Here is a 1,597-nt window from a genome sequence, read left to right as displayed (position 1 = left end):
TCAAATCCGGTTGTACTTTATTCCATCGGAAAAGACTCTTCCGTCTTGTTGCATCTGGCGATGAAAGCGTTTTTTCCATCCAAGCCACCTTTCCCTTTCCTCCATGTGGACACCACATGGAAGTTTCGGGAAATGATCGAATTCCGCGACAGGATGGCAAGAGAGCGCGGCTTCGATCTTCTGGTTCATACCAATCAGGACGGTTTGGACCAGGGCATCGGACCATTTTCGCACGGGTCGAATATTCATACCCACATCATGAAGACCGTTGCCTTGCGGCAGGCGCTCGACAAATACGGATTTGATGCAGCACTCGCAGGCGCACGGCGCGACGAGGAGAAGTCGCGCGCCAAGGAGCGCATATTCTCGATCCGCAATGGCCAGCATGGCTGGGATCCCAAGCACCAGCGTCCCGAACTTTGGAAAACCTACAATACGCGCATTCGTCCGGGCGAGACGATGCGGGTGTTTCCGCTTTCGAATTGGACCGAATTCGACATCTGGCAATATATCATGACGGAGGACATACCGATCGTGCCGCTTTATTTTGCGGCGAGGCGCCCGGTGGTTGAGCGTGACGGCATGCTGATCATGGTCGACGACGATCGCATGCCTTTTCAGCCAGAGGAAAGCGTGACCGAACGGCTTGTGCGCTTCCGCACGCTCGGCTGCTATCCGCTGACGGGCGCGATCGAGTCGGAAGCCGCGACCGTCGCCGACATATTGCGCGAGATGCTGACGGTGCGCACCTCCGAACGGCAGAGCCGGCTCATCGACCGGGACGAGGCCGGCGCGATGGAGAAGAAGAAGCGGGAGGGCTACTTCTGATGTCCTATCTTCCTTCTCTTGCGCCGCTCGACATCCAGGCGCACCTGGCCGACCAGGACAACAAGTCGATCCTCCGATTTATCACCTGCGGTTCGGTGGATGACGGCAAGTCGACATTGATTGGCAGGCTGCTGTTCGATGCGAAGCTGGTCTATGAGGACCAGCTCGCCAATCTGGGGCGCGTCGGCGCGCAGCGCAGCGCGAACGGTGACGACATCGATCTCGCCCTTCTCCTGGACGGTCTCGAGGCCGAACGCGAGCAGGGCATCACCATCGATGTGGCCTATCGTTATTTTTCGACCTCGAAGCGCAAGTTCATCGTGGCGGACACTCCGGGGCACGAAGAATATACCCGCAACATGGTCACCGGGGCCTCGACCGCGGCTCTTGCGGTGCTCCTGATCGACAGCCGTCAGGGGGTTCTCCCGCAAACACGACGCCACTCCTACATTGCGTCGCTGCTCGGCATCCGCCATGTCGTGCTGGCAGTGAACAAGATCGACCTCGTCGGCTACAGCCAGACGGTCTTCGAGGGGATAGCGGAAGACTATCTGCACTTCGCGCGCGAACTTGGCTTTCAGAGCATCAAGCCGATACCCATTTCGGCGCGCTATGGCGACAACGTCATCGCGAACTCGGAGAAGACGCCCTGGTACCAGGGCGCCGCACTTCTCGAATATCTCGAAACGATCGACTTCGATCGCCAGGAGGCGCAGAAGCCGTTCCGCTTTCCCGTTCAACTGGTCATGCGGCCCGACGCGAACTTCCG

At 58.7% G+C, this 1,597-nt stretch carries 2 protein-coding genes; both read left to right on the top strand.

The window, feature by feature from the left end; translation table 11 throughout:
• A partial coding sequence (cysD, locus tag QN222_RS30175; protein ID WP_283966060.1) for a sulfate adenylyltransferase subunit CysD occupies window positions 1-828 on the top strand: 828 nt, incomplete at its 5' end.
• The coding region (locus QN222_RS30170; RefSeq protein ID WP_283966059.1) for a GTP-binding protein at window positions 828-1,597 on the top strand (770 nt) is incomplete at its 3' end. The genes cysD and QN222_RS30170, both read left to right, overlap by 1 nt.

The organism is Sinorhizobium sp. 6-70 (assembly GCF_030124375.1).
In the GTDB taxonomy this organism is placed as follows: Bacteria; Pseudomonadota; Alphaproteobacteria; order Rhizobiales; family Rhizobiaceae; genus Sinorhizobium.
Note: the sequence above shows the minus strand (reverse complement) of the source record. Positions and strands in the feature narration are given on the sequence as shown.